A 24,224-nucleotide genomic window follows, 5' to 3' on the forward strand; every position below is an offset into this window, starting at 1 on the left:
GCACATGGACATCACCATTCACTCCAGCATGTTGCCGCACGACGATCCGGAAGAATCCCTGGCGTTCTATCGCGACGTCCTCGGCTTCGAGGTCCGCCTCGACGTCGGAGGAGACAAGATGCGCTGGATCACCGTCGGCCCGCCCAACCAGCCCGACACGAATGTCGTGCTCTACCCGCCCGCCGCCACGCCGGGCCTCACCGACGACGAGCGCCGCCTCATCGCAGAGATGATGGCCAAGGGCACGTACGGCCAACTCAACCTGGCTACCAAGGACCTCGACGCGACATTCGAGCGCGTGCAGGCCGGCGATGTCGAGGTGGTCCAGGAGCCGACGGAGCAGCCGTACGGCGTTCGCGACTGCGCGCTGCGTGACCCCGCCGGAAACATGGTCCGAATCCAGGAGCTGCGCTGACGCATGGCAACGAAGTCCACCCGCTCGCCTGCACTGCATGCCGCTGACAGTCATGAAGTGATCCGGGTGCATGGCGCCCGCGAGAACAACCTCAAGGAAGTCAGCATCGAGATCCCGAAACGCCGCCTGACGGTATTCACCGGCGTCTCGGGGTCGGGCAAGAGCTCGTTGGTATTCGACACGATCGCCGCGGAGTCGCAGCGGCTGATCAATGAGACCTACAGCGCGTTCGTGCAGGGCTTCATGCCGACGCTGGCGCGACCCGACGTCGACGTTCTGGACGGGCTGACCACAGCGATCATCGTCGGCCAGGACAGGCTGGGGACTGACCCTCGTTCGACTGTCGGCACCGCGACCGACGCGAACGCGATGCTGCGCATCCTGTACAGCAGGCTGGGCAAGCCGCACATCGGTTCACCCCAGGCCTTTTCGTTCAACGTCGCCTCGATCAGCGGCGCGGGCGCCGTCACGCTGGAAAAGGGCGGCAAAACCGTGAAGGAGCGGCGACGCTTCTCCATCACCGGAGGCATGTGCCCGCGCTGCGAGGGCCGGGGCGCGGTCAACGATTTCGACTTGTCGGCGCTCTATGACGACAGCAAGTCGCTCAACGACGGCGCGCTGACCATCCCCGGCTACAGCATGGAGGGGTGGTACGGCCGGATCTTTCGCGGCTGCGGCTTCTTCGATCCCGACAAGCCGATCCGCAAGTACACCAAGAAGGAATTGAACGACCTGCTGTACAAGGAGCCGACGAAGATCAAGGTCGAAGGCGTCAACCTGACGTATTCGGGTCTGATCCCGACGATCCAGAAATCGATGCTGTCCAAGGACGTCGACGCGATGCAGCCGCACATCCGCGCCTTCGTCGACCGGGCGATCACGTTCACCACCTGTCCGGAGTGTGACGGCACCCGGCTCTCCGAGCTGGCGCGGTCTTCGAAGATCAACGGCACCAACATCGCTGAGGCCTGCGCGATGCAAATCAGCGACCTCGCCGAATGGGTCAAGGGCCTCGATGACCCCGGAGTCGCGCCGCTGGTGGCAGCGCTGCAACACAGCCTCGACTCGTTCGTCGAAATCGGGCTCGGCTACCTGTCGCTCGACCGGCCGTCGGGAACGCTGTCGGGCGGTGAGGCGCAGCGCGTCAAGATGGTTCGCCACCTCGGGTCGGCGTTGACCGACATCACTTACGTCTTCGACGAGCCGACGATCGGCCTGCACCCGCACGACATTCAGCGGATGAACGACCTTCTGCTGCAGTTACGGGACAAGGGCAACACCGTGCTCGTCGTCGAGCACAAGCCGGAGGCGATCGCGATCGCCGACCACGTCGTCGACCTCGGCCCCGGGGCCGGCGCTGCGGGCGGCGAGGTGGTTTTCGAAGGCACCGTCGAGGGGCTGAGGGGCAGCGGCACACTCACCGGACGACACCTCGACGACCGCGCCACGCTGAAGAAGTCGTTGCGGAAACCCAACGGCGCGTTGAAGATCCGCGGTGCGAGCGCCCACAACCTGCGGGAGGTCGATGTCGACATCCCGCAGGGCGTGCTGGTCGTCGTGACAGGCGTTGCGGGTTCGGGCAAGAGTTCGCTGATCCACGGATCTGTCGCCGGCTTGGATGGTGTGGTCGCGATGGATCAGACGCCGATCCGTGGCTCCCGACGCAGCAATCCCGCGACGTACACGGGACTGCTAGAGCCCATCCGCAAGGCGTTCGCCAAACAAAACGGTGTGAAGCCGGCCCTGTTCAGCGCGAACTCCGAGGGCGCCTGCCCGAACTGTAACGGCGCGGGCGTCGTCTACACCGATCTGGCGATGATGGCCGGGGTTGCGACACCATGTGATGTGTGTGACGGCAAGAGGTTTGAGGCATCCGTGCTCGAGTACAAGCTGGGCGGTCGCGACATCAGTGAGGTGCTCGCGATGTCGGTGACCGACGCGCTGGCCTTCTTCAGTGAGGGGGACGCGAAAGTGCCTGCCGCGCAGAAGGTTCTCGAGCGACTCGCCGACGTCGGCCTCGGCTACCTGTCACTGGGCCAGCCGCTGACCACGTTGTCGGGTGGCGAGCGTCAGCGGCTCAAGCTCGCCGCGCAGATGGCCGATAAAGGGGAGCTGTACATCCTCGATGAGCCGACCAGCGGCCTGCACCTCGCCGACGTCGAGCAGCTGCTCGACTTGCTCGATCGGCTCGTGGACTCAGGTAAGTCGGTCATCGTGATCGAACATCATCAGGCGGTGATGGCGCACGCGGACTGGATCATCGACCTGGGCCCTGGTGCCGGCCACGACGGCGGGCGCGTCGTCTTCGAGGGCACCCCTGCCGACCTCGTCGCCGACCGTTCGACCCTCACGGGCGAGCACTTAGCCGAGTACGTCGGGGGCCTGACAGCTACAACAAGCCCGGGGGAATCGGCGCCGGAAGCTGGATAGGCGGAACGTCGGCGGGCAGGTGCAGCGCGGGGACATCCGCGGGCAGCTGGACGGTCGGGATCTCGGCGGGCAGCGGGATCGTGGGGGCAGGCTGATCCGGTGGCGCCGCCGAAGCCTGCCCCTCTCCGCCGAGCACCAGCAGCGCGAACGCAAGCACCACCAGCCGAGGCGACATAGAACAAGCGTAGGACTCTTGCCAGGGCTGCCGATGTGATTGAAGATGCCCAGGAACGGTAATTAGCTGGACCCTGGTGGAGGACACCGCGTGGCATTCGACGCAGATGCTCTGCGGGAGAAATACGCCTTTGAACGGGACCGGCGATTACGGCCCGACGGGATCGCGCAGTACGTCGAGATCGCGGGCCCGTTTGCCGGATTTGCGAAGGACCCCTGGAGCGATCCGGACTTCACCCGCGACCCGTTGTCTGATGACGTTGACGTCGCGATCGTCGGCGCCGGGTTCGGCGGGCTGCTTGTCGGAGCTCGACTGCGCGACTTGGGTGTGCAGAGCATCAGGCTGATCGACAAGGCCGCCGACGTCGGCGGCACCTGGTACTGGAACCGCTATCCAGGCATCGCGTGCGACGTCGAGTCATATGTGTACATGCCGCTGCTCGAGGAGTTGGGCTACATCCCGACGGAGAAGTACGCCAAGGGTGACGAGATCTTCGCTCACTGTCGACGCATCGCCGAACACTACGACCTGTACCGCGATATCTGCCTGCAGACCGAGGTCAACGGAATTCGTTGGGAGGCAGAACGTTCCCGCTGGATCATCTCGACCAACCACGGAGACGCAATCCGAGCGCGATTTGTGGCGATGGCCAACGGGTACCTGCAGAAGCCGAAACTTCCTGGCATCGACGGCATCTCCGACTTCAGGGGACATGCGTTTCACACCAGCCGGTGGGACTACTCCTACACCGGGGCCGATCTGGCGAAGCTGTCGGATAAGCGCGTAGGAATCATCGGGACCGGCGCCACCGCCATCCAGTGCGTGCCGCACCTTGCCAATGCGGTGGAACACCTTCTGGTGTTTCAGCGCACGCCGTCTACCGTCGACGTCCGTGGCAATCGGCCGACCGATCCGAACTGGTCGGCGAGCCTGGGCGATGGCTGGCAGCAGCGACGCATCGAGAACTTTCAGCTGCTGACGGCGGGCGGTTCCGCCGAGGAGGATCTCGTCGACGACGCGTGGACCAGCATCGTCAAGAAGCTGTTCGTGATGCGGCAGACCCGCATCGAAGGAATGTCGGACGAACAGCGTTTGCACACAGTGGAAATGGCCGACTTCGCCAAGATGGAGGAAATCAGGGCGCGAGTCGACTCGATCGTCGCCGACCGTGCGACCGCCGAAGCGCTCAAACCGTGGTACGGGTACTTCTGCAAACGGCCGTGCTTTCACGATGCGTATCTACACACGTTCAACCGCGCCAACGTCACACTGGTCGACACCCAGGGCAAGGGTGTTGAGAAGATCACCCCCGATGGTGTCGTCGTCAACGGCGTCGAGCACGCGGTGGATTGCCTCATCTTCGCGACCGGCTTCGAAGTCGGCACCGATTACGCGCGACGCACCGGTTTCGAGATCATCGGCCGAGACCGCCTGTCGCTCACGGCCAAATGGCGCGACGGGATTCGCACGCTGCACGGGCTGAGCGTCAACGGCTTCCCGAACTGTTTCGTGCTCAGCATCGCTCAGGCTGGCTTCACCGTGAACTTTCCGTATCTGCTTGACGTGCAAGCGCGTCACACCGCAGCGGTGATCGCCTGGGCACTGAGCCACGACGTGACCGAGATGGAGGCTTCGTCCGACGCCGAGGATGCTTGGGTCCAAACGGTGATCGACCGTTCGGCGGCCAGCGCCGGGCGGGCCAAGGCCTGCACACCCGGGTACTACAACCGGGAGGGTCACGCGAACGCCGTGACGCGCCAGGGCAGCTTCTTTTACGGTGCTCCGACGGAGTACGCCAGCATCCTGGAGGCGTCGAGGGCAACCGGCACGCCGGAGGGGTTCGAGATTCGATGAGTTCGCGCCGCCGATACCTCGCCGGTCGAGCGCGGGCGCTGCGCCACCGCAGTTCGCCGAAGGTGGTCATCATCGGTGCGGGTTTCGGTGGACTGGCGACTGCAGTCGCATTGCGGCGCAAGGGCATCGACGATCTGCTGATCATTGAACGCGCCGACGGCGTCGGCGGCACCTGGAGGCAGAACATCTACCCCGGCGCGGCCTGCGATATCCAGAGCCACCTGTATTCATTCTCGTTCGCCCCCAACCGCGGTTGGACACGCACCTACGCTTACCAGCCGGAGATCCTCGCCTATCTGGAAAAAGTCGCCGACGACTTCGATCTGCGCCGGCACTTGATGCTCGGCACGCGCGTGCACAGATTGGTCTGGGACGAACAGGTGTCACGGTGGGGAGTCGAACTGGCCGACGGCAGAACCATCGCCGCCGATGTCGTCGTCAGCGCGGTCGGATTGTTCGGTGCCGTGCGGTATCCCGCTATCGAGGGGCTGACCGATTTCGCCGGGGACTTGATGCACACCGCTGAGTGGGACGCCAGCGTCGACCTGACCGGCAAGCGCGTGGCGGTCGTGGGCACCGGTGCCAGCGGCGTGCAGGTGGTTCCCGAACTTGCCGCCACTGCCGCGCAATTGACAGTCTTTCAGCGCACTCCGCCGTGGATGGTGCCCAAGGAGGACCGCCTGTACACGGTTGAGGAACTGGCACGCTTCCGCAGGCACCCGCGGGCGGCGTTGCGTGAACGCTGGCGGCTGTGGAAGCTGCAACACGACAACACGGCGCTGACACCGGGTCATCCGCGGTTGGCCACGGTGCAGAAGATTTCGGAGAACTTCCTGCGGCGCCACGTCGAGGACGACTCTCTGCGAGAGGCATTGACACCGCACTATCCGTTCCGGTGCAAACGCGTGCTGCTCGGCGAAAAGTATTACACGGCACTGCAACACGCACATGTGGACCTTGTGGCAAATCCGATCGACCGGATCACCGCCACATCGGTGATCACATCCCGCGGTGCGGTCGACGTTGACGCGATTGTGTTGGCGACGGGGTTCGAAACGAGCAACTACCTCTCAGGTCTCGAGGTCATCGGCATCGGCGGCCAGCGGCTGCACCAGCGCTGGGGTTCGGATCCTCGCGCGTATCTCGGCGTTGCGGTGAGCGGATTTCCGAACTTCTTCATGCTGTACGGCCCGAACACCAACCAGGGTGCGAATTCGATCATCTACATCCTGGAGGCCGGCGCACGCCTGGTCGCCAGTGCGGTCAGCCGACTTGCGCGCAGAGGTGGCTTCATCGACGTGCGTCCAGAAGCCGAGCAACGCTTCAATGAAGAGGTCAACTCCGATCTGGAGCGCACCATCTGGACGCAGTGCGACAGCTATTACCGTTCGCCCACCGGCCGGATCGTCACCCAATGGCCGTATTCGGAACTCGATTATGCGCGAGCGACATGGCGGCTACGTCCGCGCGACTGGGTTCACAACGGCCCGTAGCCGAAATTGAATGTGCGGGCGACTGGGTCGGTAAGTAGGCTCCAGCCGTGGCGAACGTGTTGACGGTCAATCTGGCCTACCCGCGGCCGAATGCGGACAAGGGGTCATTGCGGACCGGCATTGACAAGCGGCCGACCGACGACGCGATCACCGTCCGCGCCCCCGGACCGATGCACGGCGGCCTCGGCAGTGGTCTGCTCGGCGACTTCATCGGCGACCAGCAATACCACGGCGGTGACGACCAAGCCGTTTATGCGTATGCCCGCGAGGATCTCGACGCCTGGGAACGAGAGCTACAGCGCAACCTCAAAAACGGTGAGTTCGGCGAGAACTTCACCACGCAACGGCTCGACGTCACCGGCGCTCGCGTCGGAGAGCGGTGGCTGGTCGGCGACGATGGCCTGGTGCTCGAAGTGACGCGGCCGCGTATCCCGTGCCGGACGTTCGCAACCTGGTTGTCGATTCGAGGGTGGGTCAAGACGTTCACGAAGGCGGCGACGCCAGGCGCCTACCTCAGGGTCATCGAAAGCGGAACGGTACGGGCGGGAGACCCCATCGTGGTGGTCGATCGGCCGGATCACGATGTGACGGTCGGCCTGGTATTCCGCGCGCTGACACTGGAACCGGAGTTATTGCCGTTGGTCCTCGAAGCCGATGCGTTGCCCGACGAGATCAAGGAACTGGCCCGGCGCCGCGTTAACTCGTAGCGTTGACGGCCTTGTTGCCGTGGATGCCGCACGTGCAGTCGTCGATCGAGGGGCATGTGCATCGCATGCCCCATTCGATGATCTCCCTGGCGCGTTTCAGTTCGGCGACTCGTGCGTCGATCTCGGCGAGCTTGGTCTCGGCGAGTGCCCGGCTGGCGGGCCGGCCGGGAGCGTCGTCGGCGAACAACAGCTGGATCTCGTCGAGCGCGAACCCGGCGGCCTTGCACAGCCGAATGACATCGAGGCGCGCGACGATGGAGCCGTCATAGCGGCGTTGACCGCCGACGCGGGCGGGAGAGTGGATGAGGCCGATTTTCTCGTAGTAGCGCAGCGTGGTCGCTGCCACGTCGGCCTGGAGCGCGAGTTCACCGATCGTCAGGCTGGCGGTCATGGCTATTCCTTTGAATCGGGCTTGACTTAGAGCCAACTCTAAGTCGTTGACTGGAACCATGCAGAAGAACCCTCATCAAGTTGATGTCCTTGGCGAGTTGGCCGGCGCCCGCTATGCGCTGCTGCGGACCTATCGGCGAGACGGGACGGCGGTAGACACTCCGATCTGGTTCGAAGTCGAAGGGAGTTCAGTCGTGTTCAGAACGAAGGTCGGGCCAAAGACCAAGCGCATGGCAGCGCATCCGGACGTCGAATTGACTGCATGCGATCATCGCGGTGGCGTCCGCGGCGGTGCGCGGACGTTCGCAGGCCGAGCGACGATTCTGTCCGGTGGTGAGGCCGAAGCCGCCAACCGGGCATTGCATCGGCGCTATGGCTGGCAGTGGAACGTCGTCCCGATGTTCAAGATCCCGGGTGTCACCAACGTTCACGAAGATCTGACGCTCGGTGAGAAGCTGCGACGTATGCGCCATCGAAATGTCTGGCCGGACAGTGCAATCGTGCGAATCGACTTCGGCTGACGGCACCCTGTTTGCCAACCCGTACCTCAACATGAGCAGAGCCTGCTGCATAGTTTTGAAGCCTCTTCGTTAATTTTGCTGTTGTACCAGGACCGCGTCTCGTTTTACCAAATCGCTTGACAGTGAACACTTCCGGGCCCGCAACACCGCTCGCAGCTTTCTCACAGGGTTGCCGTCATGCTCGCCGAAGTTGCCGCGGCGCGGCACAGAGTGTGCTAAGTCTGTCTACAGAAACCCGAAATCATCAGATAGACAGCCTTCTTCGATCAGGAACGTTGCCAGTGATAGACCTCTTCACGGGTGAAACACGTCAGATCGCCGTGCTCGGCGCGCATTGTGATGACATTGCGTTGGGCATGGGCGGCACACTGCTCACATTGGCCAGAGCTAATCCCGGGCTCTCGGTCCACGCATTGGTATTGACGGGCGCAGGCACGGAACGCGAAGACGAAGAGCTTTCGGCGCTGCCCGCCTTTTGTCCCGGCGCTTCGATCTCGGTTTCAGTGCTCGACCTTCCCGATACCCGGGTGCAAGCCCATTGGGACCGAACGAAGAACGCAGTCAGGAGTTTTCGTGCGGGTTGCGAACCCGACATCGTCTTCGCGCCGCAACGCCGTGACGCACACCCGGATCACCGCACACTTGCCGAACTGATACCGGGGGAGTTCCGCGACCACCTCGTCATGGGATACGAGATCGTCAAGTGCGATGTCGACACTCCGGCGCCAACGGTGTTCCATACGCTCGATGACGCCACCGTCCACGACAAAGTGCGGTTGCTTGAAAAGCACTACCCCTCTCAGGCTTTCCGAGACTGGTGGGACGAGATGGCGTTCCTGTCGATATTGAGGCTTCGTGGGGTCCAGTGCCGCGGCAGGTATGCCGAGGCGTTTGTCGTCGAGAAGGCCGCTGTCCGTTTCGGCGCGCCAAAGGCACGGCGCGTCGGATGCACGACGCCGGCGCTGGCGGACTATCGAGTCTCGCATTAGGCGTGAATTCACCTCGCCGCTACAACGGGGCCGACGGCCCGCGGGTGGCGATCGCCCATGACTACCTGACACAGCGCGGCGGTGCTGAGCGGGTTGTCTTGTCCATGAGCCGCGCCTTCCCCGACGCTCCGATTTACACGTTGCTTTACGACCCGCCCCGTACCTACCCCGAGTTCGCCGAGCGCGACATCCGTGTGTCGAGACTGAACTCGATTACGCCCTTTCGCAGGCATCACCGCGTTGCGCTTCCAGTCCTCGCGACAGCCGCGCAATCGATGTTCATCGACGCCGACGTCGTCGTGATCAGCACTAGCGGCTGGGCGCACGGAATGCAGACCCGGGGTCGCAAGCTCGTGTTCTGCCACACGCCCGCGCATTGGCTTTACATGGCCGCAGAGTATCTGGGTGAGTCGGCGCCTTGGACGGAACGCATCGGCTTGACGACGATGTCGCCCTACCTCAAACGATGGGATCGGCGCGCAGCGCTGTCCGCGGACGTCTACTTGGCGAATTCGACTCTGACACAACGCCGAATCGAACGCGCCTACGGTCGCCGCGCCGACATTCTGCACTCGCCGGTTGCAGACGCAAGCGACACGGCGGAGCCAATCGACGACGTTCGACGTTGGTCGCAGCCCGATGGCACGTTCTATCTTTGTGTAGCACGGCTATTGCCGTACAAGAACGTCGACCGCGTGATTCGGGCGTTCGCGGCGACTGATCGTCGGCTCATTGTGGTCGGGGCGGGTCCAGAGGAAAAACGCCTGAGCGCGCTCGCGTCCCCGAATGTGTTGATGCTGTCCGGACTCCGCGATGCGCAAATCACTTGGCTCTACCGGCGGTGCCAGGCCCTCATCGCGGCAAGCTACGAAGACTTCGGGCTGACCCCGATCGAGGCCGCAGCCCAAGGAAAGCCGTCGGTAACGCTGCGATGGGGTGGTTACCTCGACACTGTCGACGAACTTGTCACCGGAATCTATTTCGACGAGCCGCAACCGGCTGCGATTGCCGAGGCGCTCGACCGATTTGAAACAATGGATTTCGACGCAGGCACCATCCGCAAGCACGCCGAGCAGTTCACCGAAACACGGTTCGCCGCCGCCCTTTACGACGCAGTTGACGGCTTAGGCGAGGCGAGCACAACGGACCGAGAAGTCTGACGGCGCACCCTGTTACGGGGCAGGCTCAACCCTTCTTGTCGGTGGTTCGAGCTCGTGTCGGCTTCTTTCTTACCGATGATGCGCCTGCGGTCGCAAATCGACTGATGGTTGAGGCGCCGGGCAGTGACGACACCGCGTTGTATACGTCATTGCCCGTCGCGACGAGCGCTTCGAGCTGAGGCAGCAATGCATCCATCGTTCGGATCATCGGATCGGCCAGCGCCAGATATCGTTCTGCGCGGTCGATCGCAGTGTTGAGGCGTTCCGTGGCGACCGCCAGATTCTCGATGAGGTCCGGCAATTGGCCGGCTAGTTGAATCGACGCGGGCGGAATGCGCATGGCTCCGCTGGCGACCGACTGCGCGGTCTCGGCGGCTGCTTGTGCGGCGGCCTTGATCTCTTTTGGGGTCGGAACCTTGTGGCTCGTCATTTACTAACCATGCCGCGCACCGACGGCCCTGTCTGCGATTTGCGCTAAAGGCGGGCACGCCGCCTACGCCTCCGCAACGCAAGCGCCACCCTACGTCGCCTACCACAGGTGACCCGCGAGGGGGATGGGCGCTCGAGGTGCAGCTAACCCCAACTGCTCCCTTGAACCGGTGGTTTGTGGATCGTGGTATTGCCGCCGTTGCGTTTCGCGTCGAGCATCGCATGGTCGGCAGTGACAATGCTGGTGTCGAGGAGAGCCACGGGATCAGTCTCTGGTGCGGTGAAGATGCGGAGCGCGGCGTGAGTGACGCCGACGCTGGCGGTGACTGGCGCATGATCGGCCGGCGCGGCGATCGCGCGCCTGACTCGCTCGGCAATTCGTTGTGTGTGACCGGGTTCGGTGACGTCGATGACGATGAACTCTTCTCCGCCGACTCGAGCCACTAACGTACTGCCGCGCACGGCAGATTCGATCCGTCGGGCGGTGCGTATCAAGACATCGTCGCCGGTCGCGTGACCGAAGGTGTCGTTGATGTCCTTGAACCGGTCGATGTCCACGACCATCACGACAAGGTGCCCGCCACGGGCGGGATGAGCACGCACCAATTCGGTGAAATGAAGGTGCAGACCCCGTCGATTGAGTAGGCCGGTCAGCGGATCGGTGACCGCGTCGTTGGCGTCGTTACGTAGCGTCCAGATCCCGAACTGAATTCCCAAGGGTGTCGCGACCACCGGTGACACCGCGGCCAAGGTGCTGGCAGCGAAGGCAACACCGTCGAAGTGCGCGGCCGCGCCCATCGGCACGGCGAACGCGGTCGTCGAAACCAATATCCACAGCGTGTGCAGGGCGAGCAGCTTCGGCCCGTCGAAGAACAGCAAATACACCGAGATGGCCGCAAATGCGTTGAAAGCGTACAGGCCCACGAGCCACGTGGGGTCGTGCAAAGCCACGACGGCGATGCCGATATCGCACGAGATGACAAACGCAAGGGACATCCGCCGAGACGGCCACGGGCGACAACACCATGCGATCGACCAAAACATCGTCAGAACTGCGAACGATGCCACGACGACCTGCGATGCGAGGCCGTCCGAGCTGACCCAGGGAAGCAGAACCGCCAGGGAGATCACAACGGTCATCCCGTTGCCCACCCCGATCATCACGCGGATCGCCTCGGCCATCGAACGCTTGGCGAAGTACTGCACCTGCGCGGCATAGTCCACAGGCGCGTTCCACCACTGGCCGACAAGACGGGCAAACACCGCGAAGCTACTCGTACCTGCCAGCAAAGCGGCCTCCGCGTTTATTTCTCGTCCATCAACGTGCATATGGCGTCAATCAAGCTCGCCGACGCGACACCACCCAGCAATCCCATTCTAGCCAATCTGTGTTCACTATATTGTGGAAGACGACATTGCTTCGCTACGAAAGGAGATTCAGTAGCAAACTATTCTGCGCGCGCGGGGGACAGTGCTGACACACAGCCAACACTAACGACACGCTAAGACGAGCAGTGGTATCCAGCGAACCGGAACTGGATCAGGTTGCACCGCTCTTTTCCGGCTTCTTCCAGTGCCGAGGTCACCCAAGTCGGCGTCGGAGGACACGGCGGTCAATAGATTCAGGATCGCCGCCCGTCTTGAGGATTTGCCAAGGCCGTCGTCGCATGGTGGGAATTGGTCACGGCAGGGACAACCGATAGAGGCGGCACAGATGAGTGCAGGCGTGTTTGTCGTTGTGCTGGTCGTTGGAATTCTGGCTGCGCTGATGATGGTGTCGAGTTCTGTCCTCGTGTGGATTCGGCGCCGGCGCCGGGTCATTGCCAGTCGGCTGGAGTCCGAGTTGGCGGACGAGACGACGATCCGTTCACCTGAACCGGGCAATTACCGGGGTGCGACCATCGATGGTTATCCGATCGTGAACAACGACGGGATGATCGCACTCTCAGATAAGCGACTGATCTTTCATACCTTGACCGGCAAGGTGATCGAGGTACCTGTCACCGACATCACCGGTGTGCGGGAAGCCAAAGTGTTCAAGACGACCAGGACGGTCGGCCGGCAATACCTGATCATCGAGACGGGATCCGGCGATATCGGCTTTTTCGTCGGCGACAATGCTGCCTGGATCGCAAGCCTCAGTACCGTCGGCGCCCAACCCATAGCGGCCGGAGGATCATTGGCGAGTTCCTTGCGGGAACTGGAATGGGACGTGCAGAGGGGAGTTCGAAAGCGCCGCAGTGCCAGGGCGATTCTGGCTGTCGTGTTCACATCGATCGGACTGGCGTCAGGCTTGGCCAGTGGCATCAGTGCTGCAGTGATAGCCCAATCAATCTCGGCGGACCGATACGCCGACGGCACGGTCGTCGACATCACCGATACCGGCAAAAGCTATGCTCCGATCGTCGAATTCCGGCCAGCCAGCGGTAGCCCCGCCCGGTTCACCAGCCAGTTGGGCTCCAACCCGCCGGCGTTCAGTGTCGGAGAACGTGTGCGGGTCCGCTACGACCCGGCCAACCCGCAGGACGCGCGAATCGACCAGTACTGGCAGATATGGTTTCTGCCTACCGCCTTCGGCGCCTTTGGCGCCCCCTTTCTCTTTGGCGGTATCGCCTTCGGCGTGATGACGTTGTCCGCCCGTCGGCGGGCACAGCGATGATTATGGGCGCGGCACAACCAGTCTCCGCTCATACCGGTCTTTCGGCGGTCCAGATTTTCCCTCCGCTGCCCGCAGCGACGCGCATGCCGGAGTCGCGGCATGCGGTCCGAATGAACTCCACCAGGGCGTCGTCACTGACTCGTTGTCCCATTGCGGGACAACGCCATAACGACGCCAGCACTATGGTGGCTCGGCGGCTGGAGACCGTTGGAAACCACACCCCAATGGTTTTGCTGAACACGTGGCGTCCCGGTCGGTGCTCTAACACCACCGTTGATGCTGGCCTATACGGTGTTGCCCCACCGCGCAGTGTCTTGTAGGCCCGCACCCAGTTGAAGTCGGTCAGGCGAACCGTTCGCCCCCAAAGCCCGCCGTAGATGATCAGATCGCCGTGCTCGGACACTTCGATACGCCGAGCGGGTCCGCGGCCGCGGGCGAACATCGCGATACCTAAGACGGCGCCGGCGGCGGCGATCAACGGAGCATTCTGGACGACGGCACCGAACACGAAGAACGCCATTACGACGACAGCCACAGCGCCCCATATCGAACGGTAGGTCAGAACCGTTCCGGGTTGGGTCGGCACTTCACCGTAAAGCAGCCATCCGCGCCGCTGACCATCGCGCCGTTCGGCTTCATGGGCGACCGCTTGCGCACGTTCGTCGTCGTCGAGGCCCGCGTAGCGGTCGCCCGGGCAATTGTCCGGATGGGTTTCATCGCTGCTCGGCATCTGAACACCGTAACGTTTTCGCTACCGTCGAACTACCAAGCGAGAAGGTACGACTCGGTGGTGCCGTCAACTCAGAGTTTGAAAAGCCCTGCACCTCAGGTTAATTCGTCACCGTGACGTATCGGTGGCGATGCGGGGGAACAGACGGTAGGGCAGTTCCGGCTGCCCGATTGGGCAAGTGCGGCGGGGCCCCGGCCGCCGACCTGAATGGCGCGTGCTCGCAGTCGTCGAGATCGATCCCGGACCCGACCGGCGCCCGATACCAATAGCACTGTGGCCCAAGTTATTTCGTCACCGTGACGTATCGACGGGGATGCGTCGGAGGGAGGAGCGGTCGTCGAAAGCGGATCTCAGGGCGACTGGACAGCTGGCACGCTCAAGGTTCACCCAACTGCAATCATTGGCGCACATACATGCAACCACGCGCGACGGATATTCCGAACATCTGCGTGGCCCGCCGCGGTGTCTCAGCGGCCTTGCGCCAATGCAGTTCGTCGGTGGGGTGCCAGCACCTTCACGTAACGCACCTCAGACCCCCGAACACCGATAAGCCACATTATGTCAACTTAAGGTCGCCGCGGCCCTCGCCCGACGCGCTAGGTCGAGTTGGTCGAATTGCCTCCACGTTCTTCACCCGAGCCGCCGAGTGCGCCACCGCGACAGATCCGCGTCGAGCAACGCAGGGTCCCGTTCGGGAAAGACCTCTTCGGTGATCTCCAGGTGCCGGATGCGATCGAGGTGAAATCCGCGGATGCCTGCGCGCAGCCGACACCATCCCACGAACACCCACGCATCGCCTCCGCGCAGCAGACCCATCGCCTCCACGTCCCGGGTGGTGCGGGTCTGGCCGTCCTCGGAGGTGTACGCCAACCGTACGACCCGGCGGGCGGCGATCGCCTCGGGCAGAAGCGAGGTCGCCGCCTCCGAGGGTGCCGGAGCGTCGATGACGTACATGGACGCCAACGCCTCATCGATTGGCGCGAGCTGATCTTCGCGGCTGATCGCAAGCACCTTCGCGCGGGCCCGCCGGGCCGCCGCACCATACGGCGACGTCTCCAGTAGGCCAAGCCCGGCGAGCACCGCCAGCGACTCCGGCGCCGTCAGATTCAGCGGCGGCAAGGAATGCTCCCGCAGGATCGCGTACCCGCCCGACACCCCGTGGTGGGCATAGATCGGGACCCCTGCAAGCTGAAGCGACTGGATGTCACGCTCGATCGTGCGCTTGGACACCTCAAACTCTTCCGAGAGTCGAGCGGCCGACAACGGCCGGCGCGATCCCCGCAGCAGATCGACCAGCGCATACAACCTCTCGGCTCGCCTCATGACTGCGAGTCTCCCCCGATATCAGGTCAGGTGCGCGCGCGTCCCGCCCACGGACCAGACCTCGCGGATCAACCCATCCTCGGTGAAGTCGAAGACGTCGACCCCGCCCGCGGCAGCGTCCCCATCGCGCACATTCCACAGCATCCGCCCGTGCGCACCGTCCACGGCCCGCGCCACCTCGGTGAACACCACGCCCGGATGCAGCTCGCGATAGGTATCCAGGAATTGAGCGAAACTTTCCGCGCCCAGCACGTCGTCGCCCGGATTCGACCCGTCCGTCTCGGAGTTCAAGAAGTGAATCAGAAAGTCCTCACTGCAAATCCGACGGGCAATCTCGCCGCCGGTGTTCCACATCTCCAGCCACACCGCGAGCGCCGCGTCTGCCGCAGCGCAGTTCGTCTCCAACATGTCAGTGTTCTCGTTCATGCCACCAGCATCAGACACTGCCGCGACAACAGTATGTCGGTGTTTGTGTGCCAATCCCCGGCTCAGGTGAGGGCAACTAGGGATCGGTATTCAACGTGCGGTCTGTGCGGCAATGGCTTGGGTATCGATGACGGACCACACCTCGACAATCTTCGAGTCGCAGAACCGGTAGAAGGCGTGCTCGGCGAAGGAGATCAGTGTTCCGGGCGGATCGAAACCCAGAAATTGTTGTTGCGGGGTGCACTGAAAGCCCAGCCGACAGGCAACGACATCACCTTGAGTCACAATCAATTCGGTGATGAACATGAGATCCGGTACTGCCGCGACGTCTGCCTCCAGCATTGCCCGATAACCGCTGAGTCCAAGGCGCCTGCCGTTGTGGACCACGTCATGGGACACAAATTCGCCGAGATCATCCCACCGCCTCTCGTTGAGGCAACGAAGGTACCGACGGTAGGCCTCGGCAAGTGGCTCGCCACTCATCGACTACTCCTTTATCGAATCCGTTGCGAGAAGCACGATTTCATGCCCTCTATAGTGCGTTGGAAATCATGCTGCGGCACGGTCAGCGAGCGGGCGTCGACGAAGTGCGGCCTTTTGTATGGCAGGTGGAACGTGGTCCTGGTCCAGGGGCCCAGCGTCGGTCCCCGGAGGCACGATGTCGTCGATCTCGTCCAGGACATCCTCGCCGAGGAGGGTATCGGCACCGTCGAGCAGATCCTCGAGGTGGCTCATAGTCCGCGCGCCCACAAGTGCGCTGGTCACGCCCGGATGCGCGATCGCGAATGCCATAGCCATGTGCGGCATGCTCAGGTCCGCCTGTGCGGCAACGGCAATGAGGCGCTCGACTGCATCAAGACGGCGTTGGTCGTGAAACGACGAGAGCAGTTGAGCGCGAATGACGTCGGTATCGCGACCCTGGCGTACACGCCCGGTGAGCATGCCTTGCCCCAGTGGACCCCATACGAGGACACCTAGACCGTACTGCTGGGCTACCGGCAGTACTTCGCGCTCGATACCGCGATTCAGGAGTGAGTACGGTGGCTGCTCAGTGTGCGGCCGCTCGTATCCCCGTCGCTCGGCGATCCATTGCGCCTGAACAAGGTTCGAGGCTGGCAGGTTCGAAGTCCCGAAAGTCCGGATCTTCCCGCTGCGGACGAGGTCGGTCAGAGCCGACAGTGTTTCCTCGAGGTCGGTTTCGGGATCGGGGCGATGTAGTTGGTACACATCGATGTAGTCGGTCTGCAGACGGCGTAGCGACCTCTCCACCGCGGCATGGATCCATCGCCGCGATCCGCCGCGATGGTTGGGATTGTCGTCAACCGGCCTACCGAATTTGGTGGCGAGGACGACATCGTCGCGGCGGCCCTTGAGGGCGCGGCCAACGATGTCTTCGGAGTCTTCATAAGCGTCGGCGGTGTCGATGAGGTTGATGCCGGCGTCGAGTGCGCGATGAATCACGTTGATCGATTCTTGCTCTGAATTGCCCATGCGGGTAGCGAACATCATCGCGCCGAGGCCGAGGGTGCTCACCTGGATGCCGGTCCGGCCGAGCGGTCGGTATCTCATGGCGTAACTCCGTTTCTGGTGGTGCCTACGAGCCTGCTGGATCGCACGGTTCAAGCGGAACCGCTTTCCGGTTAATATACGGAAAACTTTTCCAGATAAGCTAGGCCAATGTCGAGTCGATCTGAGCGCACGACCACGGCATCCGCCTCCGTTGGCGTTGGACGTCGCCAACGGAGCGACGCTCATCGCAATGTCCTTGCGATTGTGGAGGCGGCGAAGACAACCTTTGCGACTCGCGGTGTCGATGTTCCGGCCAAGACCATCACCGACCTGGCCGGTGTCGGTATCGGGACTCTATACCGGCATTTTCCACGCAGATCTGATCTCATCCTGGCCGTCGTTGAGCACGAGATCGGTGACTGCATCGAGGCCGCGCACGAGTTGACCGCACGCTTGGAACCCCGCGAGGCGTTGAAAGCCTGGGTCGACCGATTCGCCGACTTCGTGCGCACCAAACACGGCCTTGCGAACGCGCTGCATTCTGGCGATCCCGCCTACGCGGGTCTAGCCCAGACTCTGTTGGACCGTCTCGAGCCGGTCTTGGACTCGCTACTCGAACGGGCACCTTTGAGCGCGCGAAGCCGCGACACCGTGTCGGCACGCGATGTGCTGACCACGATTGCCCTCATATGCCAACCGGTGCCCGGCGAAACGTCGTCATTCAACGAACGCATGACGGAGATTTTCCTCGAAGGCTTGCTGGACTCTTGATGTGTGGGTTGACCACACTCCGCGATGGTCGAACTCGAGCCTGACCCAATCATGAAATCGCCCAGCGGGCTCGGTACTGGAAATCAACGTTTGACAGATATGTCACCTGTCCCCCGCCGCCCGGAATACGGCGGATTACCTCCGCCTTCGCAATCCTCTCGAAATATGAGGCAAACGCCCCATAGGCCGAGGCGGGCTTGCTCGGGCACAGTACGCATATGAACAAAAGTGTGATCGCGACTGTGGGGGCGGCGGTAGTACGTGTTGAGCCGCCATGGCCGATCGGGTGGCTGGCTTTCACTGACTATCGCCGCGTCGGTGCGCTGATGCCGCCGGCCCGGGACTGGTCTACTGCGGGGCGAAAAGCCAACCAGCGGTGTGGATACCGGGCGTGCGGTGCTGCAGCCGGCAGTGTCGGTGTCAACGCCGGCACGGGCTTGCTCGGTGAACGAGGCGGCCATGAGTAGGAGCCGTTCGCGGCTCGCGCTAAGCGTTGCTGTCGCGGCGACCGTTGCACTCGCGGGATGCTCGACGAGTCACCAACAGGCAGCATCGAGCAGCCCGACCACATCTTCAGCCGCGCGAGGCGGTGAGTGCACGGTCAACCAGAAGACGCAGCCGGTGCCGACCGCCGAGAAATACCGCCCGGTGTCGCCGGACGCCCGAATCTCTGTATCGCTGAGCGGCATTCCGTCGGGCACCATCAAGCCCGGCGACCAACCGGCCGAGGTCGAGGTGACGTTGTGCAACAACTCGCCGGTGGACTACCCGAAGGTCGGCGTCGTTTTCGTGCTGACGCAGTGCAGCTGCGCGATCTACCCAAGCGGGCTCCCTAAGGGGACAGCCGACCACTACGACCCGGCCACCGGGCGCTGGATCCCGTTGGAGCATCCGGTCATCACCACCGGCGCGGACTACCTCGGCGGCTTCACCGACATGCAGCCGCTGGCCAAGGGCAAGCAAGTGAAGCTGAAATACCGCGTTGCGCTCGACGTTTCGATGACCGACGGCAAGGGCGCTGTACAGGCGACCGCAGTAGTGCCCGATGACCTTGTTCAGATCGGCAAGGCGGACCTGCCCTTTACCGTATCGAAGCAGGCAACGACTCCTTCGAATGCGCCTGCGGCCCGACAAACTGTGTTGCCGTTCACCGGCCTCACCTATCCGACCAGCGTGGCAGTGGACGCGGCCGGCAACGTGTATCTCACCGACACCGGGAATGACCGGGTGCTGAAGTTGGCGGCCGGGTCGAACGACCAGACGGTGCTGCCGTTCACCGGCCTGCACAGCCCAGGTGCTGTTGCGGTGGACTCCCGTGGGAACGTCTACATCACCGACTATGTCACCGCCGCTACCGAGTTCAACGTCCCCAACAGCCGTGTGGTGAAGTTGGCGGTCGGATCGAACGAGCAGACGGTGTTGCCGTTCACCGGCCTCAGTCACGTTCAGGATGTGGCGGTCGATACCGCCGGCAACGTGTACGTCGCCAACAACAGCAGGGGCGGCGATACCCAGGTGGTGAAGTTGGCGGCTGGGTCGAACGACCAGACTGTGCCCTTCACCGGTATCACGTCGGCCAACGCCGTGGCGGTGGACAGCACAGGCAGCGTCTATGTCAACGACGGCCCGAACAATCGGGTGGTGAAGTTGGCGGCTGGATCGACCGTTCAGACTGTCCTGCCGTTGACCGGCCTCGAATACCCCGACGGTATCGCGGTGGACACCGCAGGCGACGTCTACGTGATCGACCGCAAGAACAGTCAAGTGGTGAAGGTCGCGGCCGGATCGAACGACCAGAGCGCGGTGCCGTCCACCGTCCTCTACGGACCCGAAGATGTGGCAGTTGATGGCGCCGGCAACGTGTACGTCGTCGACAACAGCGGCTTCGGTCAGGTCGTGAAGTTGGCGACAAGCTGATGCACCGCGTGATCACGGCGGTCTTGGTGTTCGCCGTTGGGACTCTGGGCGCGACAGCGTGCAGCGCCCCGTCGACGGTGTCGTCTACACCCGCGTCCGCCTCGGCACCCACACCTGCGCCCGATCCCGCACCCGCGCAGAGCGTGATCCCGTTCACGGGCCTGGAACGGCCCGACAAAGTCGTGGTGGACTCGGCGGGCAATGTGTACGTCACCGACATCTCGCCGGGCGAAGGCTCGACGAGCAACCGGCTGATCAAGTGGGAGGCCGCATCGAAAACCCAAAAGACACTGCCGTTTACGCGCAGCACTCTGCTCGCTGGGCCCTCCGGCGCGGTATGGGTCAATGGCGACGGGCCGCTGCACGGTCGTCTGGTGAAGTTGGCGCCCGTTTCGGACCAGCAGACCGTGCTGCCGATGCCCGATATCGGTATTCGGGGCGACATTCTGGCACTGGACGACGCAGGGAATGTATACGGCGTCATCGGCGGTGGCGAGGTGCGTGGCGGCGGCTGCTGTATTCCCGTTCACGTGGTGAAGGACGCACCAGGGTCGACCCAGCCTCACGTACTGCCATTTCAGGATATCGACGGCCTCGGGGGCATGGCGACCGACAGTGCGGGCACGCTGTATGTGGGTGACAACAACCGCAAACGCGTGCTGGCGTTGCCCACAGGGGCGACCAGTCCGACGGAACTACCCTTCACAGACCTTCAGAGCGTGAGCGATATCGCGGTCGATAGCGCTGGCGATGTGTATGTGGTTGACGGACAACGCAATCAAGTAATGAGACTGTCGGCTGGCGCAGACAAACCCGCCGTGCTGCCGTTCGACGGGCTGAGCCATCCGATCAGCGTCGCAGTGACCGAAGCGGGCGAGGTGTATGTCGTCGACGACGGCAACCACCGCATCGTCGAACTCAAGGGGCCCTGATTGCCCTCGCCCTTGTTGAGGATTACTGCGGCCGTGGCATCGCTTGGCGTTATTTGCATGGGAATCTTCATGATTGGCGCGTTGGTTAGATCGCCCTCGATGCGTGGCCAGCACCATTTTGTTCAGGGCGGACGAGTTGAGGGGACCGTTTTTTGATGGACGCGGACGACTCCGAGAAACGCATCGCCGACCTCGAGCATCAGCTTGCTGAGCGGCGGCGCGGTACAGATCTGCCATCCGCTAGCCCCGACGTCGCGCCTACGTCCGCCCGGTTCCTGGCATTCGCTGCCCCGGCGGGCTCCGGGCGTATGGTGGCTTTCGTTTTCGGGATGTGGGCGGTGTCGATGTTGTTGCCGGTCGCTGTGCATGCCGTGGTCCCCCACACCTACGCGAATGCGAGCTTGGCAATCTCCATCGGCATCTGGGCGGTCGGCGGGTGTGTGCTCTATTTCGGCTTCCCCGACCTCGTCGGGCGAGCGCCTCGCCGGAACATTGTCATTTCGGTGACCGGCGACCAACTGACCATCACTCCCAGTCGCGGAAAAGTTCGCTCATTCGGCGATGCGCAGCTGGGCCCATGGGATTTCTGGAGCGGCATGACGGCGGGCACCGCGCTTCACCTGTGGCGCGACGCCGAGAGCTTTGTTCTCGGCGGACGGGATCACCGCATGGACGCGCGAACAGGACGCGAAGCCCCGCCCACGAACAGTGTCCAAGCATGGATGTGGCCTGAAGATTTCGAAGCACTTCTCGCGATGATCGGCCCGCGATATTGGCCGGATGCGCGCACGCCTGAACCCGAGGTGCCCACCCGGTGTCTGCTGATTCCAAAATCGTCGTACGGGTTCAGTGCCTCGCTACCGAGCCCAAGAATTGCCGTCGACGTCGGCAGAGATGCGATTTCGGTGATTCACCTCAACAACAGTGCTTCTGTCGGCTCGGCTCGGCTCGGCCAGGTGAGGGCACAACCCGCACACTGGATCTTTCGAGAAGGCGAGAAGGGCAGCCGCTTTCCCCGGGTCGCGCTGGTGCTGCGCATTCCGGATATGGAGATGCTGAGCATCGGATGTCCCGTTGCCCGCGGCCTGGGTTGGGGGCGGGTCCCGCGCGAGAGTTCGGATCGCTTTGCATGGCGCGTCGGAACGCTGGATTGGCAAGAACCACCCGCATATTGGGTCTCGGCCGCGGATTGGCTGACACTCGTCGAGACTTTCGGCCTGACCTCGAAACTCGAAGACAGAGCTAGGCGATGAGGTCCGGAGCAATGATCAGATGTTGTGGATGACCCGCGGGGTGGGATGATGTGAAAGAGGCGCACCTTCCCGAGGATGATCTCGATACGGTAGTTCATGATGTGGATCAGTCCACAGGCAACACTGACGACGGCCGGTCGCTGCTTGACGAGATCGTCCGCGATGGCGCTAGGGCGATGTTGGCAGCGGCGTTACGCCCGTGCAGCGGGAATCGCTATGGCCTACAAGCCGATTGAGACTGCGCAAACCCGGTGGCGTGCAGTGAACGCACCGCACCTGGTCGCCCTGGTCCGCGCCGGTGCGATATTCCACAAAGGCAAGCTCCTTGGACGCCAAGTTGACATCACACCCACCGCGCCGGGGGAATCAGCCGAAACAGATGTCGCCTAGATATGAGAACCATCGCCAGGGATGCAATCATCGAGCACATCGCCCAGATCGAGCTCGGCGGGTTGAGCGCCGCCGAACGCCAAGAGCAGCTCGAAACGATCTGCGGTGAGAACTGGAGCGAGGACTCCGCCTGGTCGGCGCTGTCCCACGACGTTCGCCGAGAGCTCGAAGAGGGCGAGTTGCAACATCCGGCCTCCTCGTCACGCTACGACGGCGCGCTGCTGATGTGGCTTCGCACCCGCTATCGGCTCACAACCAACGACTTCCTGCGCGACTACGCGCGAACACTGGGAATCGCAGTAGACGCAGTAGATGAGGTCGTCGGAGAGCCACCGGCGGCCGAAGCGTGCCCATGCTGTGGCTACGCGACGCTGGACGCGCGCGGGTGCAGCGACATATGCCACGTCTGTTGGTGGGAGGACGACGGCACGGACAACGACGACGCCGAGACAGTCGGCGGACCCAACCACGACGTGAGCCTGACACAGGGCCGCGCCAACTTCCTTACCCACGGCAGCTCGGACCCGCGCCGCGATGATCTGTTGCCCTTTCACGATCCGCCGCAACGGTATCGGCGTGTGCGTACGTTTGTCTTGTCACATGATGGTCGCGAGGTCTCCGAGCCGACGCACGGTTGGACGAGCCGCGCGTTCGACCTAGCTCCGCCCAACTAAGACACGGTCGCTCAATTCCCGTAGGCGCGCACCCTTCAACAACCCACAGCAGCAGTCGGCGTCATCCCGCCCCGACCAGATCCGCGCCGGGCCGCCGCGCGGAAGCCAAACCGCATGCCGCTCGCCGCATTAACGTCATAGCAACCCACGCGGGCCAAGGTGTCCGCAATCGCGTGAAAACATGTCATCCACAACTGAGGTCCGGCGCCCGTTGCGCTGTCACGCTAAGTGAGTCGGTGAAGTTTTCCGGTATGTCCGAAATCGTGCGCATGATGACCATTTAGCCACTAGTCCACCCGGTCGCGTTTCGGAAATGTGTCGGTATGAGCAACCTGAAGCAAGGCCCAATTCAAAGCGATCCCCGCAATCCGTCCAGCTGGGACCTCCCGGACTCCGAAATCTGTTCAGCAGCACTGCAGTTGGTGTCGGCCGTCTCCCCCGATTTCCTCGCCAACCACTGCGTCCGCAGTTACCTTTTCGGCCGCGAACTGGCAGCCGCTAAAGGCCTGCGTAGAGGCGTCGACTATGACGACGAACTGGTCTTCCTCGGCTGCATCCTGCATGACCTCGGCGTCACCGACTACGGTCGCGGCGACCAGCGGTTCGAGGTCGACGGAGCCGATGTCGCGGCGCGCTTCCTCAGCGAGCGCGGGATTTCCGATGGTCGAACTCGCACGGTGTGGGAAACGATCGCTCTGCACACGAGTGTCGGCTTGGCCGACCGGTTCGGTCCCAACCAAGCCGTCGCACATTTCGGCATCAGCCTGGATGTCAACGGGATGGAAAAGCACCTACTCCCACCAGGCTTCGCAGCACGGGTCCACCAAACATGGCCACGTCACAGTCTTGGCTACGCGATCGCCGGACTGATCGCTCAAGATGCACAAGCCAACCCAATGAAGGCCCCTCCCTTCTCATTTCCTGCTCACCTACACGAGTTGATCAACGGCTCTCCATCCATCACATTCTTCGATCTGGTGGGGTGGGGCGACCAACCCCTAAACAGCGCTGCTGCCGACAAAGTGTGAACACGGGAACCATCGTCAACGAGGTCGGCGGACGACAAGCCTGGCTCTC

At 63.0% G+C, this 24,224-nt stretch carries 24 protein-coding genes and 1 pseudogene; 16 read left to right on the forward strand and 9 right to left on the reverse strand.

Features of this window, described 5'->3' with window-relative positions:
* The first annotated feature begins 4 nt into the window (after positions 1–4).
* Positions 5–415, forward strand: coding sequence for a VOC family protein (locus J3E61_RS30280; RefSeq protein WP_192722897.1), 411 nt, complete (start codon positions 5–7; stop codon positions 413–415).
* A 3-nt stretch (positions 416–418) separates the two neighbouring features.
* Positions 419–2,845 (forward strand): excinuclease ABC subunit UvrA, encoded by a 2,427-nt coding sequence (locus J3E61_RS30285; protein WP_210086381.1) that lies wholly within the window; start codon positions 419–421, stop codon positions 2,843–2,845.
* On the opposite strand, the gene J3E61_RS30290 is transcribed toward J3E61_RS30285, so the two are convergent.
* Complete coding sequence (locus J3E61_RS30290; RefSeq protein WP_210086382.1) at positions 2,805–3,020, reverse strand: hypothetical protein; 216 nt, start codon at positions 3,018–3,020, stop codon at positions 2,805–2,807. The two genes, J3E61_RS30285 and J3E61_RS30290, sit on opposite strands and share 41 nt — an antisense overlap.
* 90 nt (positions 3,021–3,110) lie before the next feature.
* Here J3E61_RS30290 and J3E61_RS30295 point away from each other — a divergent pair, with 90 nt between their 5' ends.
* From J3E61_RS30295 to J3E61_RS30305, 3 genes are read left to right on the forward strand one after another with little or no spacing between them, the layout of a single operon-like run.
* On the forward strand, positions 3,111–4,874 hold the full coding sequence (locus tag J3E61_RS30295; RefSeq protein WP_210086383.1) for an NAD(P)/FAD-dependent oxidoreductase: 1,764 nt from the start codon (positions 3,111–3,113) through the stop codon (positions 4,872–4,874).
* Positions 4,871–6,367: an NAD(P)/FAD-dependent oxidoreductase gene (locus tag J3E61_RS30300; protein WP_210086384.1), complete on the forward strand. Its 1,497-nt coding sequence runs from the start codon at positions 4,871–4,873 to the stop codon at positions 6,365–6,367. The genes J3E61_RS30295 and J3E61_RS30300 overlap by 4 nt, the downstream gene beginning before the upstream one ends.
* A gap of 47 nt (positions 6,368–6,414) precedes the next feature.
* Positions 6,415–7,074 (forward strand): MOSC domain-containing protein, encoded by a 660-nt coding sequence (locus J3E61_RS30305; protein ID WP_210086385.1) that lies wholly within the window; start codon positions 6,415–6,417, stop codon positions 7,072–7,074.
* Here the strand turns inward: J3E61_RS30305 and J3E61_RS30310 are convergent.
* Positions 7,064–7,465, reverse strand: coding sequence for a MerR family transcriptional regulator (locus tag J3E61_RS30310; protein ID WP_210086386.1), 402 nt, complete (start codon positions 7,463–7,465; stop codon positions 7,064–7,066). The genes J3E61_RS30305 and J3E61_RS30310 overlap by 11 nt on opposite strands.
* A 58-nt stretch (positions 7,466–7,523) precedes the next feature.
* Between J3E61_RS30310 and J3E61_RS30315 the strand changes: the two genes are divergently transcribed.
* From J3E61_RS30315 to J3E61_RS30325, 3 genes are all read left to right on the forward strand, one after another.
* Positions 7,524–7,985 carry a PPOX class F420-dependent oxidoreductase gene (locus tag J3E61_RS30315; RefSeq protein WP_210086387.1) on the forward strand — a complete coding sequence of 154 codons (462 nt, stop codon included), beginning with the start codon at positions 7,524–7,526 and terminating at the stop codon, positions 7,983–7,985.
* 281 nt (positions 7,986–8,266) lie between these two features.
* The gene (locus tag J3E61_RS30320; protein WP_210086388.1) at positions 8,267–8,974 is read left to right on the forward strand and encodes a PIG-L family deacetylase; all 708 of its coding nucleotides are present in this window, start codon (positions 8,267–8,269) and stop codon (positions 8,972–8,974) included.
* Positions 8,932–10,134, forward strand: coding sequence for a glycosyltransferase (locus J3E61_RS30325; protein ID WP_210086389.1), 1,203 nt, complete (start codon positions 8,932–8,934; stop codon positions 10,132–10,134). Before J3E61_RS30320 ends, J3E61_RS30325 begins: the two co-directional genes overlap by 43 nt.
* A gap of 25 nt (positions 10,135–10,159) precedes the next feature.
* On the opposite strand, the gene J3E61_RS30330 is transcribed toward J3E61_RS30325, so the two are convergent.
* Both J3E61_RS30330 and J3E61_RS30335 read right to left on the reverse strand, forming a co-directional pair.
* Positions 10,160–10,564, reverse strand: coding sequence for a hypothetical protein (locus J3E61_RS30330; protein ID WP_210086390.1), 405 nt, complete (start codon positions 10,562–10,564; stop codon positions 10,160–10,162).
* A gap of 143 nt (positions 10,565–10,707) precedes the next feature.
* Positions 10,708–11,892, reverse strand: coding sequence for a GGDEF domain-containing protein (locus tag J3E61_RS30335; RefSeq protein WP_210086391.1), 1,185 nt, complete (start codon positions 11,890–11,892; stop codon positions 10,708–10,710).
* 385 nt (positions 11,893–12,277) lie between these two features.
* On the opposite strand from J3E61_RS30335, the gene J3E61_RS30340 reads away from it, so the two are divergent.
* Complete coding sequence (locus J3E61_RS30340; protein WP_210086392.1) at positions 12,278–13,222, forward strand: DUF3592 domain-containing protein; 945 nt, start codon at positions 12,278–12,280, stop codon at positions 13,220–13,222.
* A gap of 28 nt (positions 13,223–13,250) precedes the next feature.
* Here J3E61_RS30340 and J3E61_RS30345 read toward each other — a convergent pair whose 3' ends face one another.
* The 5 genes from J3E61_RS30345 to J3E61_RS30365 all read right to left on the reverse strand — a co-directional run bounded on the left by J3E61_RS30345 (position 13,251) and on the right by J3E61_RS30365 (position 17,270).
* Positions 13,251–13,952: a hypothetical protein gene (locus tag J3E61_RS30345; RefSeq protein WP_210086393.1), complete on the reverse strand. Its 702-nt coding sequence runs from the start codon at positions 13,950–13,952 to the stop codon at positions 13,251–13,253.
* Between the two features lie 630 nt (positions 13,953–14,582).
* Positions 14,583–15,275: an HTH domain-containing protein gene (locus tag J3E61_RS30350; RefSeq protein WP_210086394.1), complete on the reverse strand. Its 693-nt coding sequence runs from the start codon at positions 15,273–15,275 to the stop codon at positions 14,583–14,585.
* A 21-nt stretch (positions 15,276–15,296) separates the two neighbouring features.
* Positions 15,297–15,701 carry a nuclear transport factor 2 family protein gene (locus J3E61_RS30355; RefSeq protein WP_210086395.1) on the reverse strand — a complete coding sequence of 135 codons (405 nt, stop codon included), beginning with the start codon at positions 15,699–15,701 and terminating at the stop codon, positions 15,297–15,299.
* Positions 15,702–15,791: 90 nt separating this feature from the next.
* On the reverse strand, positions 15,792–16,184 hold the full coding sequence (locus J3E61_RS30360) for an ester cyclase (protein ID WP_210086396.1): 393 nt from the start codon (positions 16,182–16,184) through the stop codon (positions 15,792–15,794).
* A gap of 66 nt (positions 16,185–16,250) precedes the next feature.
* Entirely contained in the window at positions 16,251–17,270 is a 1,020-nt protein-coding gene (locus tag J3E61_RS30365) for an aldo/keto reductase (RefSeq protein ID WP_210086397.1), read from the reverse strand.
* A 108-nt stretch (positions 17,271–17,378) separates the two neighbouring features.
* Here J3E61_RS30365 and J3E61_RS30370 point away from each other — a divergent pair, with 108 nt between their 5' ends.
* The 7 genes and pseudogenes from J3E61_RS30370 to J3E61_RS30400 all read left to right on the forward strand — a co-directional run bounded on the left by J3E61_RS30370 (position 17,379) and on the right by J3E61_RS30400 (position 24,175).
* On the forward strand, positions 17,379–17,981 hold the full coding sequence (locus J3E61_RS30370) for a TetR/AcrR family transcriptional regulator (protein ID WP_210086398.1): 603 nt from the start codon (positions 17,379–17,381) through the stop codon (positions 17,979–17,981).
* 459 nt (positions 17,982–18,440) lie between these two features.
* Entirely contained in the window at positions 18,441–19,898 is a 1,458-nt protein-coding gene (locus tag J3E61_RS30375; protein ID WP_210086399.1) for an SMP-30/gluconolactonase/LRE family protein, read from the forward strand.
* A gap of 8 nt (positions 19,899–19,906) precedes the next feature.
* Positions 19,907–20,830, forward strand: coding sequence for a hypothetical protein (locus tag J3E61_RS30380; RefSeq protein ID WP_210086400.1), 924 nt, complete (start codon positions 19,907–19,909; stop codon positions 20,828–20,830).
* Between the two features lie 155 nt (positions 20,831–20,985).
* A complete protein-coding gene (locus J3E61_RS30385) occupies positions 20,986–22,083 on the forward strand; it encodes a hypothetical protein (protein WP_210086401.1) in 1,098 nt (365 codons plus the stop codon).
* A gap of 195 nt (positions 22,084–22,278) precedes the next feature.
* Positions 22,279–22,473, forward strand: a pseudogene (locus J3E61_RS30390) (IS256 family transposase); the annotation flags it as partial.
* 2 nt (positions 22,474–22,475) lie between these two features.
* Complete coding sequence (locus tag J3E61_RS30395) at positions 22,476–23,147, forward strand: hypothetical protein (RefSeq protein ID WP_210086402.1); 672 nt, start codon at positions 22,476–22,478, stop codon at positions 23,145–23,147.
* Between the two features lie 323 nt (positions 23,148–23,470).
* The gene (locus J3E61_RS30400) at positions 23,471–24,175 is read left to right on the forward strand and encodes an HD domain-containing protein (protein ID WP_210086403.1); all 705 of its coding nucleotides are present in this window, start codon (positions 23,471–23,473) and stop codon (positions 24,173–24,175) included.
* Positions 24,176–24,224 lie beyond the last annotated feature (49 nt).

The organism is Mycobacterium sp. OAE908, assembly GCF_017872775.1.
Taxonomy (GTDB): Bacteria; Actinomycetota; Actinomycetes; order Mycobacteriales; family Mycobacteriaceae; genus Mycobacterium.